Annotated in this window: 13 protein-coding genes; 5 read left to right on the top strand and 8 right to left on the bottom strand. The window is 63.0% G+C overall.

All coding sequences use genetic code 11. From position 1 onward, the window contains the following. Positions 1-5: 5 nt before the first annotated feature. Positions 6-776: a YdcF family protein gene (locus tag DCO45_RS10210; RefSeq protein ID WP_116925729.1), complete on the top strand. Its 771-nt coding sequence runs from the start codon at positions 6-8 to the stop codon at positions 774-776. Positions 777-794: 18 nt separating this feature from the next. On the opposite strand, the gene DCO45_RS10205 is transcribed toward DCO45_RS10210, so the two are convergent. Then, positions 795-1,862, bottom strand: a complete 1,068-nt coding sequence (locus DCO45_RS10205) for a LacI family DNA-binding transcriptional regulator (protein ID WP_232539678.1) — start codon at positions 1,860-1,862, stop codon at positions 795-797. Between the two features lie 192 nt (positions 1,863-2,054). Here DCO45_RS10205 and DCO45_RS10200 point away from each other — a divergent pair, with 192 nt between their 5' ends. The 3 genes from DCO45_RS10200 (at position 2,055) to eda (ending at position 5,181) form a co-directional block, all read left to right on the top strand. After that, a complete protein-coding gene (locus DCO45_RS10200; protein WP_232539347.1) occupies positions 2,055-2,594 on the top strand; it encodes a gluconokinase in 540 nt (179 codons plus the stop codon). A 113-nt stretch (positions 2,595-2,707) separates the two neighbouring features. Further along, on the top strand, positions 2,708-4,555 hold the full coding sequence (edd, locus tag DCO45_RS10195) for a phosphogluconate dehydratase (protein ID WP_116925777.1): 1,848 nt from the start codon (positions 2,708-2,710) through the stop codon (positions 4,553-4,555). Continuing rightward, positions 4,540-5,181 carry a bifunctional 4-hydroxy-2-oxoglutarate aldolase/2-dehydro-3-deoxy-phosphogluconate aldolase gene (eda, locus tag DCO45_RS10190; protein WP_116925727.1) on the top strand — a complete coding sequence of 214 codons (642 nt, stop codon included), beginning with the start codon at positions 4,540-4,542 and terminating at the stop codon, positions 5,179-5,181. The genes edd and eda overlap by 16 nt, the downstream gene beginning before the upstream one ends. A 281-nt stretch (positions 5,182-5,462) precedes the next feature. On the opposite strand, the gene DCO45_RS10185 is transcribed toward eda, so the two are convergent. Next, positions 5,463-5,732 carry a DNA-directed RNA polymerase subunit alpha C-terminal domain-containing protein gene (locus DCO45_RS10185; protein WP_021028115.1) on the bottom strand — a complete coding sequence of 90 codons (270 nt, stop codon included), beginning with the start codon at positions 5,730-5,732 and terminating at the stop codon, positions 5,463-5,465. A 572-nt stretch (positions 5,733-6,304) separates the two neighbouring features. On the opposite strand from DCO45_RS10185, the gene DCO45_RS10180 reads away from it, so the two are divergent. Then, positions 6,305-8,029, top strand: coding sequence for a diguanylate cyclase (locus DCO45_RS10180; protein WP_116925726.1), 1,725 nt, complete (start codon positions 6,305-6,307; stop codon positions 8,027-8,029). A 101-nt stretch (positions 8,030-8,130) separates the two neighbouring features. On the opposite strand, the gene gloA is transcribed toward DCO45_RS10180, so the two are convergent. The 6 genes from gloA to DCO45_RS10150 all read right to left on the bottom strand — a co-directional run bounded on the left by gloA (position 8,131) and on the right by DCO45_RS10150 (position 12,682). Beyond that, positions 8,131-8,544: a lactoylglutathione lyase gene (gloA, locus tag DCO45_RS10175; protein WP_116925725.1), complete on the bottom strand. Its 414-nt coding sequence runs from the start codon at positions 8,542-8,544 to the stop codon at positions 8,131-8,133. 177 nt (positions 8,545-8,721) lie between these two features. Further along, positions 8,722-9,507 (bottom strand): peptidylprolyl isomerase, encoded by a 786-nt coding sequence (locus DCO45_RS10170; RefSeq protein WP_116925724.1) that lies wholly within the window; start codon positions 9,505-9,507, stop codon positions 8,722-8,724. A gap of 47 nt (positions 9,508-9,554) precedes the next feature. Continuing rightward, positions 9,555-9,839, bottom strand: coding sequence for a BolA family protein (locus DCO45_RS10165; protein WP_021028111.1), 285 nt, complete (start codon positions 9,837-9,839; stop codon positions 9,555-9,557). Positions 9,840-9,915: 76 nt separating this feature from the next. After that, positions 9,916-10,461, bottom strand: coding sequence for a septation protein A (locus DCO45_RS10160; RefSeq protein WP_116925723.1), 546 nt, complete (start codon positions 10,459-10,461; stop codon positions 9,916-9,918). A gap of 272 nt (positions 10,462-10,733) precedes the next feature. Further along, complete coding sequence (gene msrB, locus DCO45_RS10155) at positions 10,734-11,144, bottom strand: peptide-methionine (R)-S-oxide reductase MsrB (RefSeq protein WP_021028109.1); 411 nt, start codon at positions 11,142-11,144, stop codon at positions 10,734-10,736. Then, positions 11,141-12,682: a protein adenylyltransferase SelO gene (locus tag DCO45_RS10150; RefSeq protein WP_116925722.1), complete on the bottom strand. Its 1,542-nt coding sequence runs from the start codon at positions 12,680-12,682 to the stop codon at positions 11,141-11,143. The genes msrB and DCO45_RS10150 overlap by 4 nt, the downstream gene beginning before the upstream one ends. Positions 12,683-12,727: the final 45 nt, after the last annotated feature.

Genomic DNA, 12,727 nt, shown 5'->3' with positions numbered 1-12,727 from the left:
TGGGAATGCAACGAGGTTTATTGGCGGCGGCCGCCCTGGTGCTGCTGGGACTGGGCATCGTGCCCTTGGCGGCTGGGCACTTGCACCTGGGGGCGCTGGTGCCTGTGGGGCTGGGCCTGGCGGGTGGCTATGTGGTCTGGCGCTGGTCGGCGGTGCGCGCCTGGCGTGCTGCTGCGCCCTGGCGCCGCGCGCTGTGGCATGCGGCCTGGTGGGGCTTGGCCTTGTGGGTGGTCAGCGTAGGCTGGCTCTGGCATGGGATTGCGGGGCTGGGGCAGACGCCAGCGACAACGCCACCGGTGGCCGCCATTGTGGTGCTGGGCAGCGGCACGCAAGACGGCAAGCCGCGCCCGGCGCTGGCCATGCGGCTCGATACCGCTGCGCAGCTTGCCAAATTGCAGCCGCAGGCGGTGCTGGCGGTCACCGGTGGGGTGGACTTTGGGCAGGACGAGAGCGAGGGCGCCATCATGGCGCGTTACCTGGCGCAAGTCCATGGGCTCGATCCTGCCACGATGGTGGTGGAAGAGCGCAGCACCAGCACCGTGCTGAACCTGGAATGGACCGGCCCCATGCTGCAGCAGCGCGGTGTGGACCTGGCCCAGCCCATTGCCATTGTCAGCAGTGATTTTCACCTCTGGCGTGCGCTGCATATCGCCCGCAGCCAGGGCTTTGGGCAGCCCATTGGCGTGGCAGCCCCCACACCGCTGCTGACCCGTTTCAACGTTTGGCTGCGTGAGTATTTTGCTGTCGCCAGCAGCTGGGCCTTGGGCGAGTGGTAGCGGGTTTGAACGCCCCGGTCAGGTGCTGGCGCGCCGCACCAGGTGGTAGCCCAGATCCAGCCGGTTCTGCGCCACCGGCTGGCCTTGCACCAGCTGCAGCAGCATCGTGGCCGCCTGGGCACCGATGGCGCTGCGGGGCGTGTGGATGGTGGTGAGCGGCGGCACCATTTGCGCGCTGCCTGGCAGGTCGTTGAAGCCGGCAATGGCGATTTGCGTTGGCACGGCCAGCCCCAGGCGGTTGGCGGCCAGCAGTGCGCCCTGGGCCAGGTCATCGTTGCAGAAAAATACCGCATCCACGCCACCACCGAGCTGGAGCACCTGATCGAGCAACTGCGCGCCCAGGGCCAGCGATGAGCGCTCGGGGCTCAGAATCTCCAGGCCCGGCTCTGCCAGGCCCGCCCGCTGCAAGGCCTGGCGGTAGCCCTGCAGGCGCTGCATGACGCGGGCATCGAGCTGGGCGCCGCAAAAGGCGACGCGGCGGTAGCCCTGGGCCAGCAGGTGTTCCGTCATCGCCGCCCCGGCATCGACCTGCGAAAACCCCACGCTGTGCAGCGCAGTGGTAGCGCTGGCAGGGGGGAGCTCCATCAAATGCACGCAGGCCGTGGCACTGGCGGCCAGCAGCTGGGCGCTGCCGGCGCTGCGCTCATAACCGGTCAGCATCAGGCCCGCTGGCCGCATCGGCAGGTAGGCGCGCAGCAGCTGCTCTTCTTCGGCCGCGCTGTAGTGCGACACGCCAATGAGCAGGTGGTAGCCGGCGGCAAACAGCACCTTGTGGGCCGCTTCGATCAGATCGACAAACAAGGTGTTGGTCAGCAGCGGCACGATGACCAGCACCTGGTTGCTTTTTTGCGAGGCCAGCGCGCGCGCGGCCGGGTCGGGCACGTAGCCCAGGCGCATCGCCGTCTCGCGCACCTTGTCGGCCAGTGCTGGCGCCACCCGGCGCTCACCGCGCAGCGCGCGGGATACCGTCATGGGGCTGACGCCTGCGGCATCGGCCACATCCTGCAAGGTGACACGCCCGCTGGCACGCGAGCGGCGGCTGTTGGGCTCGGCAGTCGGCGCGGGCAAAAGCGGGGAAGGGGGCAGGGGCAAGCGCATCTCCGGTCGGCTTAGCAAGCAATATCCAGTATGATAGCGCTATCCCACATTAAATGGGGAAGGAAGGCAATGCCCGCAGACGTCGCAAGATCAAGACCGATGGTTTGAAACGGTTTGCGCAAACGACGTGGTCCAAAGGCAGTGCTTGTTTTTTTACCTGTATTGGATAGCGCTAACCCAATGACCAAGTCCTCTGTTGAATCTCCGCATCGGCGTCCCGTAGCTCTGGTGGTGATGGGGGTGTCGGGGTGTGGCAAATCCAGCGCCGGTGAAGCCATTGCGCTGCACCTGGGTTGGCACCTGGTTGAAGGCGACAGCTACCATGCCGCTGAAAGCGTGGCCAAGATGCAGGCGGGCATTGCGCTGACCGATGCCGACCGCGCCGGTTGGCTGCAGCGCCTGGCGCAGTTGCTGGCTGAGGCGGACGATGGCCAAGGGGTGGTGCTGACCTGCTCGGCGCTCAAGCGCCAGTACCGTGAGCTCCTGCGTGCCTCCCAAAGCCGGCTCGGCTTTGTGTTTCTGGATCTCAGCTACGACACAGCCTTGGCGCGGGTGCAGCAGCGCGCGGGGCATTTTTTCTCGCCCGAGCTGGTGGCCAACCAGTTTGCCACCTTGGAAGACCCGCGCGATGAGGCGCAGGTGCTGACCGTGGATGCCGATACCCCGCTGGACCGCATTGCCCGTCAAGTGCAGCAGTGGCTGGATGCTCAGCAGCCTTAAGAGCCTACAAAGCCTAGTGCCAGCGCTGTATGCGGCTGCTGTGCTATAAAAATTACATAAATAAAGGGGGCAGCCTTGTCTGCGTGCCCCTGTGATGCAAAGGATTCCCCATGATGCAGATCCACCCGGTTCTTCAAGCTGTCACTGACCGCATCCGTGCCAAGAGCGCTGCCACGCGCAGCGACTATCTGGCCCAGGTTGACGCCATGGCCCAGCGCCCGCCGCAGATGCGCTCGATGGGCTGCGCCAATGTCGCGCATGCCGTGGCCGGTGTACCGGTCAACGACAAGCTGCGCATTGTCGAGGTCAAGGGCCCGAACGTGGGCATTGTCACGGCCTACAACGATGTGCTCTCGGCCCATGCGCCGCTGCAGCGCTACCCCGATATCCTGAAGGACGAGGCGCGCAAGCATGGCGCCACCGCGCAGGTGGCAGGTGGTGTGCCCGCCATGTGCGATGGCGTGACCCAGGGCATGCCGGGCATGGAACTGAGCCTGTTCAGCCGCGATGCGATTGCGATGGGCACCGCCGTGGCGCTGACCCATGACACCTTTGATGCGGCGCTGATGCTGGGCGTCTGCGACAAGATCGTGCCGGGCCTCTTGATTGGCGCGCTGCATTTTGGCCATCTGCCGATGGTGTTTGTGCCTGCAGGGCCCATGACCTCGGGCCTGTCCAACAACGACAAGGCCAAGGTGCGCGAGCTGGCCGCGCAAGGCCTGGTGGGACGCGAGAAGCTGCTCGAAGCCGAGATGGCCGCCTACCATGACGCGGGCACCTGCACCTTCTACGGCACCGCCAACAGCAACCAGATGCTGCTCGAAGCGATGGGCCTGCATGTGCCGGGCAATGCCTTTATCAACCCGGGTGATGGCGCGCGTGAGCTGCTCACCCGCGAGGCCATGCGTACCGTGCTGGGCATCACCGCTGGCAAGCGCTTTGCGCCCATTGGCCGCGTGGTTGACGAGCGCTGCATTGTCAATGCCATGGTGGCACTGCTGGCAACGGGCGGCTCGACCAACCATTTGATCCACTGGGTGGCGGTGGCGCGTGCTGCCGGCATCGTCATCGACTGGAATGATTTTGAGCAGCTGTCCTCGGTCGTGCCCTTGCTGGCACGCGTCTACCCCAATGGGGCGGCAGACGTGAACCAGTTCCAGGCAGCTGGCGGCCCGGGCTATGTGATTGGCCAGTTGCTGGCGGCCGGCCTGATGCACGGCGACGTGCTCACGGTGCGCCCCGAGGGCCTGGCGGCTTACGCGACTGTCCCGCGCGTCGAAGCGGGCCAACTGGTCTGGCAGGCGGCCACCGAATCCGGTGACGACAGCGTGCTGCGCCCGGTGAGCGCCCCTTTCAGTGCTACCGGTGGCCTCAAGCTGCTGACCGGCAACCTGGGCCGCAGCGTGATCAAGGTCAGCGCCGTGCCGCTCGACCGCCATGTGCTGCGCGCGCCGGCCTGGGTGTTTGACTCGCAGGATGCGCTGCAGGAGGCCTTCAAATCGGGCGCGCTGGAGCAGGCCTGCCAGACCAATGGGCACAACGGCGTCGTCTGCGTGGTGCGCTGGCAGGGCCCGCAGGCCAACGGCATGCCCGAGCTGCACAAGCTCACGCCGCCCTTGGCCGTGCTGCAAGGCAAGGGCTTCCAGGTGGCGCTGGTGACCGACGGCCGCATGAGCGGTGCCTCGGGCAAGGTGCCCGCTGCCATCCATGTGTCACCTGAAGCACTGGCAGGCGGCCCCTTGGCCAAAATTGAGAGCGGCGATATGGTGCTGCTGGATGCTGAAACCGGTATCATGCAGGCCGAAGTGGATGCCGCCATCTGGGAGGCACGCCCACTGGCCACGATACCGGCCGAGCAGCTGCGCGCCAATGGCCGCGGACTGGGCCGAGAACTGTTTGCCGGATTCCGGCGCAATGCGCTGAGCGCAGAAGAAGGAGCCTGCACATGGCTGAGCAACTGACCGCTTTATCGATCATGCAAGACGCACCGGTGATCCCGGTGATCGTGCTGCGCGACGTCAACCACGCTGTGTCCATGGCCAAGGCCCTGGTTGCTGGCGGCATCCGGGTGCTCGAGGTGACCTTGCGCACGCCACAAGGCCTGGCCGCGATCGAGGCGATTGCCAAGTCTGTGCCTGAGGCGATTGTGGGCGCGGGCACCGTGCGCAATGCCACCGATGCGCGTGCCGCTGCGGCGGCTGGGGCCCGCTTTGCGGTCAGCCCCGGCTACACCACGAGTGTGGGTGACGCCTGCCGCGACGCGCGCCTGGCGCTGCTGCCCGGCGTGGCCACCAGCAGCGAAATCATGCAGGCCCAGCAAGACGGCTTCAATGAGCTGAAGTTCTTCCCCGCGCTGCAGGCGGGCGGCATCAACATGCTCAAGGCTTGGCAAGGCCCTTTTGCCGAAGTGCGCTTTTGCCCCACCGGGGGTATCACGACGGCGAATGCGGCGGAGTTTCTGGCGCTGAAGAATGTCGTCTGCGTGGGCGGATCCTGGCTGGTGCCCACCGACACCTTGGAGCGCGGTGACTGGGAGCACATCACCTTGCTGGCCCGTGAGGCTGCCGCCTTGCCACGCAAGGCCTGATACCACAGCCATCAGAGCAATTCCGGGCGGCCATCCAAGCCGCCAAGTGGCTGCGTTCCATACCCCATCCCCACAAGCGGGATGAACATTGATCCATAGGCCATGCCGCTGCGCTGCACCCGGGCGCTAGCGCACAGCGCCCGGCATGGCGTTTCTGCCCCGTGGCCGGGCCACAGACCTTGCGTGTACATGCCAGCAGGCGTGCAGTGCAGGCCTGCATGGTGTCCGCTAAAAGCAGGGAATTGGGCAGAGGAGCAGGGCGGTGCCCCGGGGGCGCACCTTTAGTCCTTGGACTGCGCCTGCTCAGCATGCGGCTGGTTGGCTGCGTCTTCCGTCCAGGCCTTGTAGCGGCCTGAGTGCGGCTGGAACTGCTGTCCGGGAAACAGCGTCCGCTCGATGTCGCGCAGCACCGTCATCCCCACGCCATTGAGCTTGAGCAAGCGCTCGGGATATGCTTCGACGACCTGATCCACCGTGGTGATCGCATGTCGCCCCAAGCTGTTGAGGGTTCTGCGAGAGAGCCTTTTGTTCAGAAGCAGTTCAGTAGCCATGGGATCATCAATCTATAAACAAAGCGGCAACGTCCATCGTTGGACTGAAGACTGAGGCCAAGCACCACCAATTCAGCGGGAGTTGCTATGCCCGAGCCCTCGGCAATGAGGACAGGAGTGGATACAAATCATGCTAAATCGCATTTTGTTATTCATTGATTCTATCAGCTTATAGCTAATTTGTAACTCAATGATGGGTGATTTCCGCTGATCCGAGATTGATTTATGCCGAATTAATGTAATTAAATGTATTTGATTGGTTATACTGAGGCCGCCCGGCAAGGGAATCAGCGGCATTTCTTCCGGCCTCTATTCTCCACCCAAAAAAAGAATCTCCAGAGCAACTATCTTTTTACCAGGCTGAGGGTAATCGATGGATCTGTCGCTTGCGCGCCAGAAAAATTCCAGCGATGGCCTGGGGTTGCCGTGGCAACATGGCGCTGCCAAGTTGAGTTATTACGCAGATCTATCGTGCGATGTAATTCATAAAAACGGTTAAAGTAAGAATTAACTGACAGTATCTATACCAATACCTGCCCACCGCGCCATCCAAGCCTTCCCCATCTCTGGTTATGCCCGTCCGTAAAGCTTCGTCGTTGACGATCACCCTGATTTTGCCCTTTGTGATGCTGATTGCATTGCTGACCGGGGTGCTCGGCGTGCTGTGGTACTGGACGGGCAGCAAGACGGTATCGATGCTGTCGCAGCAGCTGATGGTGGAGATGGCCGAGCGCATCAGCCAGGCGGTGGACCGGCACATCTTCAGCTCGGGCTCCATCATCGAGGCAAGCTTTCCAGCGGGCCTGCAGGCCCCCGACAGGATTGAGAACGACATGCCGGCGCTGCGCACCCGCCTGTGGGCCGCCACGTCACTCACTCAGCACCAGGGCGACTATGTCTATTACGGCAATCGCCATGGGCAGGGCATAGGCCTGCTGCGCAGCAATGACACCCAGGCAGAGCTGCGCATCAAGTTGCATGCGCAGGAGGTGCGCAGCCGCTACCTGTTGCCAGGGATCCAGGCCGAGCCCATCTTCTTGTCAAAAGAATCCAATTTGTTCGATCCGCGCACGCGTCCCTGGTACCGGCTCGCGCAGGGCGTCGTCGGCCATATCTGGACGCCGGTCTATATCGATTTCAATGCCAAGGACCTGGTGATGACGCGGGCGCGCAGGGTGTTCGGCCCTGACGGCCAGCCCAGCGGTGTGGTTGCCACCGATGTCTCTTTGAGCGAGCTGCGGCTTTTCGTCGACGGCCTGCATTTGTCCGAGGGCGCGCAGGCTTTCATCATGGAGCCCAATGGGGACCTGATTGCCGGCACGCGCATGGACAATATCCGCGAGAACGGCGAGCAGCCGCCCAGCCGGGTCAACGCCGCCAGCGCCGGCAATCCCTTGCTCAAAGTGGTGTACCGGCAGCTGGTGCATGAGTTCTCGCAGTCCAATGAGGTGGCGCGCACGGCGCTGATCTTTGATGCCAAGGACCATGCGATCGAGGTAGCCTACCGCCGCGTGACCGATGAGGCGGGCCTCAACTGGCTCGCTGTGGTCGCTGTGCCGCACCAGCAGATGCTGGCAGGCATCCGCGCCCATGTGGTGCTGGTGGTGGCCTTGGGCCTGCTGGCCCTGGGTATTGCATTGGCGCTGGGTTTGCGCATTTTTGGCGGCTTGGCCAAGGACATGCGCTCACTCACCTATGCGGTGCGCCGCGTCGGGCAGGGCGAGATCGATGTGCCCATTGGTGTGGAGCGCAATGATGAGATTGGTGAACTGGCCAGCAATGTCCACCATATGCGGCATCGCTTGTTCACCGATGCGCTGACCGGCGCTGCCAATCGCAGCGCGCTGAACCATATTCTGGAGACCCTGACCCGGCCGAACGCGCCCAAGCAGGCGGTGTTTGCCATTCTCTTTATCGACCTCAACCAGTTCAAGCCGCTCAATGACCGTTGGGGGCATGAGAACGGCGATTTGGCCCTGATCGAGGTAGTGCAGCGCCTCAAGGAAGTGCTGCGCAGCAACGACGTACTGATTCGCCTGGGAGGGGATGAGTTTGTGGCTGTGCTGCAGGGCATCCACAGCGACGAGCAGATCCAGGTGGTGAAAACCAAGATCCTGGAGGTTCTCGCCCCTGCGCTGCAGACGCTCAAGGGCTTGCCTGAGGGCGAGGTGGTTCATCTGGGTGCTTCCATCGGGCAGGCCATCTATCCGATCGATGGTGCCGACCCACAAAGCCTGCTCAAGCACGCCGATCTGGACATGTACAAAAACAAGCAGCACAACGGCCATAGCCGCTGACCAGCGCCGATGGCCCTTGGTGGCTGGAATGCAAAAAGCCAGGTATGGGCCTGGCTTTGGCTGAGGTGGGGCGTGATTGAAAGACGCGCCCCGGGCTGGCCTTAGCGCAGACCGCCGCCAGAGCCGCTTTCATCGCGTTGGATGAGCTCAATTTTATAGCCATCAGGATCGGTCACAAAAGCGATCACCGTGGTGCCGCCCTTCACAGGGCCGGCTTCGCGGGTGACGTTGCCGCCATTGGCCTTGATCTTCTCGCAAGCGGCATAGGCATCGGGCACGCCTAGCGCAATATGGCCATAGGCCGTGCCCAGGTCATAGCTCTCGGTGCCCCAGTTGTAGGTCAGCTCGATCTCGGCCTGGCCAGGGTTGCCGCCTTCGTAGCCGACAAAGGCGAGCGAATACTTGTACTCGGGGTTTTCCGAGGTGCGCAGCAGGCGCATGCCCAGCACCTGGGTGTAGAAATCGATGGAGCGCTGGAGATTGCCAACGCGCAGCATGGTGTGCAAAAGACGCATGGGGTTTTCTTTCTTGTAAAGGCAGCAGCAGCACAGGGCTGCCGCAAGGAAGAAGGCTGACCTTCAGGGGCCAGCCAGAGCCATCCGAGTGTAGCGCCGCACAGTGGCAGGCTGCAGCCCACAAAGCACAACCCCTGCACGGGGCAGGGGTTGCAAGTAGAAGCGAAGTGGCGAGAATTACTCGACCTTGGCCTTTTCACGCAGCTCTTGCTGGTACTTCTGGATTTGTTGCTGGCGCAGTTGCTGCTCGATCTGGGGCTTGACTTCCTCGAACTTGGGCAGTTGCGCTTCGCGCACATCGTCCACACGGATGATGTGGTAGCCGAACTGGGTCTTGACCGGGGTATCGGTCATCTGGCCCTTCTTCAGCTTGGTCATCGCTTCGGAGAACTCAGGGACGTAGTTGGCGGCATTGCCCCAGTCCAGATCACCACCGCGCTGGCCCGATCCAGGATCCTTGGACTCCTTCTTGGCCAGGTCTTCGAACTTGGCACCCTTCTTGATTTGGGCGATCAGGGCCTTGGCCTTGTCTTCGCTGTCCACCAGGATGTGGAAGGCGTGGTATTCCTTGCCTTGGTTGGTCGCAACAAACTTGTCGTACTCGGCCTTGGCAGCGGCGTCAGAGATAGGATGCGCCTTTTCGTAGGCAGCAAACAGCTCCTGGGTCAGGATGCCTTGGCGCGCCAGCTCGACCTGGCCCTTGAAGGACTCGGTCGCGTCCAGGCCTTGGGCCTTGGCAGCCTGGGCATAGATTTCGCGCTCAATGATGGCTTCCTTGATCTGGCCTTCTTGCTCGGCGCTCACCGGGCGACCGCTGCGCTCCATTTGTTCCTTGAAGGTCTGCAGCAGGGATGAGGGCACTGGCTTGCCATTGACGATGCCAATGTTTTGGGCCACTGCAGGCAGCGCGGCTGAACCAAGCAGGGCAGCTGCAACCAGACCGGACAAGAGCTGTTTTTTCATGCGAAATCCAAATTGTTTATCTATGAAGGAAATATACACCAGTGATTTCATTGTTTTGGTGTATGCAGGACTTCAATGGCAAGGGCATGTAAACCCGCGTCAATGAATGCTTGGAGCGCATCATACACAAGCCGATGCTGGGCTATGCGTGATGTGCCAGTAAATAAGGGTGAAGCGATGCGCAGCCGGAAATGGGTGCCAAATCCGCTGCCATTGGCGCCCACATGGCCGGCGTGCAGACCGCTTTCATCGATCACTTCCAACTGGGTGGGCGAGAGTTTGTCGCGCAGCACCGCTTCAATGGCGGTGGCGGTAATGTCCTGGGCTTGCATAAAAAAGGAGTGAATGCGGGCGGGCTGGGAGCCTTGGCGAAGCGCTGCTATCGGCACCTCAGGCTCAGGCGCCTGCTCAGGGTTGGTCTTCCGGGTTGTGCTGGATGTGGCGGCTGAGGTACATGGCCTGGCCCAGCACAAAGACCAGCATCAGGCCCAGGCCGCCGAACATCTTGAAGGTGACCCAGGTATCGAGGTCAAACTGGTAGGCGACCCAGATGTTGACAATGCCCATAAGGGTAAAAAAGATGGCCCAGCTGTAGTTAACCGTGTTCCAGACGGGCTGGGGCAGCTGCACCTGCCCCGACATCAGCTTTTGCATCAGGTTCTTGTTGAAGAACCACTGGCCGCCCAGCAACACGGCCGCCATCACCCAATACAGCACGGTCGGCTTCCACTTGATGAAAGACTCGTCGTGAAAAAGCAGGGTGGCGCCACCAAACACCACGATCACGCCCAGGCTGATCCACTGCATGGGTTCTACCTTGCCGACCTTGAAGCGCAGGTAGGCGATTTGCGCAATGGTCGCCACGATGGCCACCCCGGTGGCCACAAACACCCCCCAGACCTTGAACGCTGCGAAAAACAGCAGGATGGGGAAAAAATCAATCAAAAATTTCATATCAGGCGATGCGGGCTGTGCACGGCATGGCTCAAAAGCCGGAGCGCAGTGCGGACAAGAGAGCAGGGCTTTGGGTGCTTGTGTTTGGTTGAAGAGCGCGTCTGCAGGCAAGCGGCCAATGATACGCGAGCTATTTTGCTGCCAGCTTAAGCCGGGCTGAAGTGCTCGCCTCGGCTTGCCGGGGTGTCAGAGCGCTGGCGGCAGCCAAAGTTCCGTGCCGCGCCTGCCACCGGCCTGTCATGGCAGGGGCAAGCCAGGCTTAGAACAGGTTCTTAGTCCTGCTTTTCAAAGTCCAGCGCAGCCGAGTTCATGCAGTAGCGCAGGCCGGTAGGCTGGGGGCCGTCCGGGAACACATGGCCCAGGTGGGCGCCGCACTGGGCGCAGACCGTCTCCACCCGCACCATACCATGGCTGCGGTCCACGTTCTCCTGGATCGCTCCGGGGATGGCTTCGGAGAAGCTGGGCCAGCCGCAGCCCGCGTCAAACTTGGTGTCGCTGTCAAACAGCTTGGCGCCGCAGCAGATGCAGTGGTAGCTGCCATCGGCCCAGTGGGCCTCGTACTTGCCGGTAAAAGGGCGTTCGGTGGCGGCGTGGCGGGTGACCTGGTAGGCCACCGATTCGGCTTGCTTGGATGCGAGTTCGGCCTGCCATTGGGCATCCGATTTTTGGACGGGAAAGCTCATGATGAACAGCTGATTTCAATATGTTGCGCCCAGTCGGGCGGGAGGGCGGCCAGGTCTTCGCAGCCGGGATGGTCTGCATATGGTGTCGCCAGCACGGTTTGCAAGCGGGTAAACGGGGTCCAGTCGCCCCGCTGGGCAGCAGTGATGGCTTGCTGGCCCAGGTGGTTGCGCAGCACATAGCGCGGGTTGGCGGCGAACATGCGCGCAGCGGTGGCTGCTGCATCGCCGGGCTGCAGCAGCGCCTGGTACTGCTCGCGCCAGGTCTCAAAGGCTGCATCGCCATTGAACCATGGGGCCAGCGCCGGCAGGCTGTCATCGGCCACTGCTTGCGACAGCGCGCGCCAGAACAGGCTGTAATCGGTGCGGTGCTGCTGCATCAGGGCGAGCAAGGGGTTGACCACAGCGGCCACCGCTTCGGGCGCGGTGCTGCGGGCGGGATCGAGGCCCAGCTTGGCGCCCAGTGCGCGCTGCATCGCAGGCTCCAGCGCGGTCTTGTAGCGCTCCAGCGCCGCCAAGGTGGTCGCTTCGTCTTCAATCAGCGGCAGCAGCGCCTGGCCCAGGCAAAACAGGTTCCAGTAGGCCACCTGCGGCTGGCGGGCAAAGGCGTAGCGGCCACCGGTATCGCTGTGGTTGCAGATATGGTTGGCGTCGTAGTGGTCGAGAAACTGGAAGGGGCCGTAGTCGATGGTAAGGCCCAGAATGCTCATGTTATCGGTGTTCATCACGCCATGGCAAAAGCCATGGGCCTGCCACAGCGCCATCATGCGCGCAGTGCGCTCGGCCACCTCGGCCAGCAGCGCGGCATAACGCTCGGTGCTGCCGCTGGCGTGCTGGGCAACAGCCGGCATGTAGCGCTCGGCGACATAGTCCGCGAGCTTGCGCAGGCTGTCCTGGTCATCGCGGGCCGCGAAATGCTCAAAATGGCCAAAGCGCACAAAGCTGGGCGCCACGCGGGCGACGACGGCAGCGGTCTCCACCGTCTCGCGGTAGATGGGCTGGGGCGAGGTGACGAGCGACAGCGCACGCGTGGTGGGCACGCCCAGGCCGTGCATGGCCTCGCTGCACAGGTATTCGCGGATGGACGAGCGCAGCACCGCGCGCCCATCGCCCATGCGGGAATAGGGCGTCTTGCCCGCGCCTTTGAGCTGCAGCTCCAGGCCCTCGGGGGCGCTCGCCGAGCGGATCTCGCCGAGCAAAATGGCCCGGCCGTCGCCCAACTGGCCAGCCCAGTGGCCAAACTGGTGGCCGCTGTAGACGCTGGCCAGGGCGTCCATGCCCGGCAGCAGCGCATTGCCGCCCAGCACCTGGGTGGCCTCGCTGCTGGCCAGCCATTCGGGGCGCAGCCCCATGTCCTGGGCCAGCGCGTCATTGCGCGCCGGCATCGCCAGCTGCGGCATGGGGGTGGGTTGCAGGCGGGTGTAGAAGACCGGCGGCAGGCTGGCAAAACCGTTGTGCCACTGGGCACCGGGCTGCAGTGCAGACACTGCTGTGCTCGGGGTGGATGCGGTGACCGCGGCAGCCGCCGGGCGCGTAGACATGCTTGAATCCATGCAGCCATTGTCTGTCTTGCGGCTTTCCCTGCG

It is taken from the genome of Comamonas sp. JNW, from assembly GCF_003105075.1.
Taxonomy (GTDB): Bacteria; Pseudomonadota; Gammaproteobacteria; order Burkholderiales; family Burkholderiaceae_C; genus Comamonas; species Comamonas squillarum.
Note: the sequence above shows the minus strand (reverse complement) of the source record. Positions and strands in the feature narration are given on the sequence as shown.

Excerpts from the sequence above, each read along its gene's own strand:
- eda (WP_116925727.1), top strand. The coding sequence starts at position 4,540 with ATGGCTGAGCAACTGACCGCTTTATCGATCATGCAAGACGCACCGGTG.
- DCO45_RS10200 (WP_232539347.1), top strand. The coding sequence starts at position 2,055 with ATGACCAAGTCCTCTGTTGAATCTCCGCATCGGCGTCCCGTAGCTCTG.
- gloA (WP_116925725.1), bottom strand. The coding sequence starts at position 8,544 with ATGCGTCTTTTGCACACCATGCTGCGCGTTGGCAATCTCCAGCGCTCC.
- DCO45_RS10210 (WP_116925729.1), top strand. The coding sequence starts at position 6 with ATGCAACGAGGTTTATTGGCGGCGGCCGCCCTGGTGCTGCTGGGACTG.
- edd (WP_116925777.1), top strand. The coding sequence starts at position 2,708 with ATGCAGATCCACCCGGTTCTTCAAGCTGTCACTGACCGCATCCGTGCC.
- DCO45_RS10160 (WP_116925723.1), bottom strand. The coding sequence starts at position 10,461 with ATGAAATTTTTGATTGATTTTTTCCCCATCCTGCTGTTTTTCGCAGCG.
- msrB (WP_021028109.1), bottom strand. The coding sequence starts at position 11,144 with ATGAGCTTTCCCGTCCAAAAATCGGATGCCCAATGGCAGGCCGAACTC.
- DCO45_RS10185 (WP_021028115.1), bottom strand. The coding sequence starts at position 5,732 with ATGGCTACTGAACTGCTTCTGAACAAAAGGCTCTCTCGCAGAACCCTC.
- DCO45_RS10165 (WP_021028111.1), bottom strand. The coding sequence starts at position 9,839 with ATGCAAGCCCAGGACATTACCGCCACCGCCATTGAAGCGGTGCTGCGC.
- DCO45_RS10150 (WP_116925722.1), bottom strand. The coding sequence starts at position 12,682 with ATGTCTACGCGCCCGGCGGCTGCCGCGGTCACCGCATCCACCCCGAGC.
- DCO45_RS10180 (WP_116925726.1), top strand. The coding sequence starts at position 6,305 with ATGCCCGTCCGTAAAGCTTCGTCGTTGACGATCACCCTGATTTTGCCC.
- DCO45_RS10170 (WP_116925724.1), bottom strand. The coding sequence starts at position 9,507 with ATGAAAAAACAGCTCTTGTCCGGTCTGGTTGCAGCTGCCCTGCTTGGT.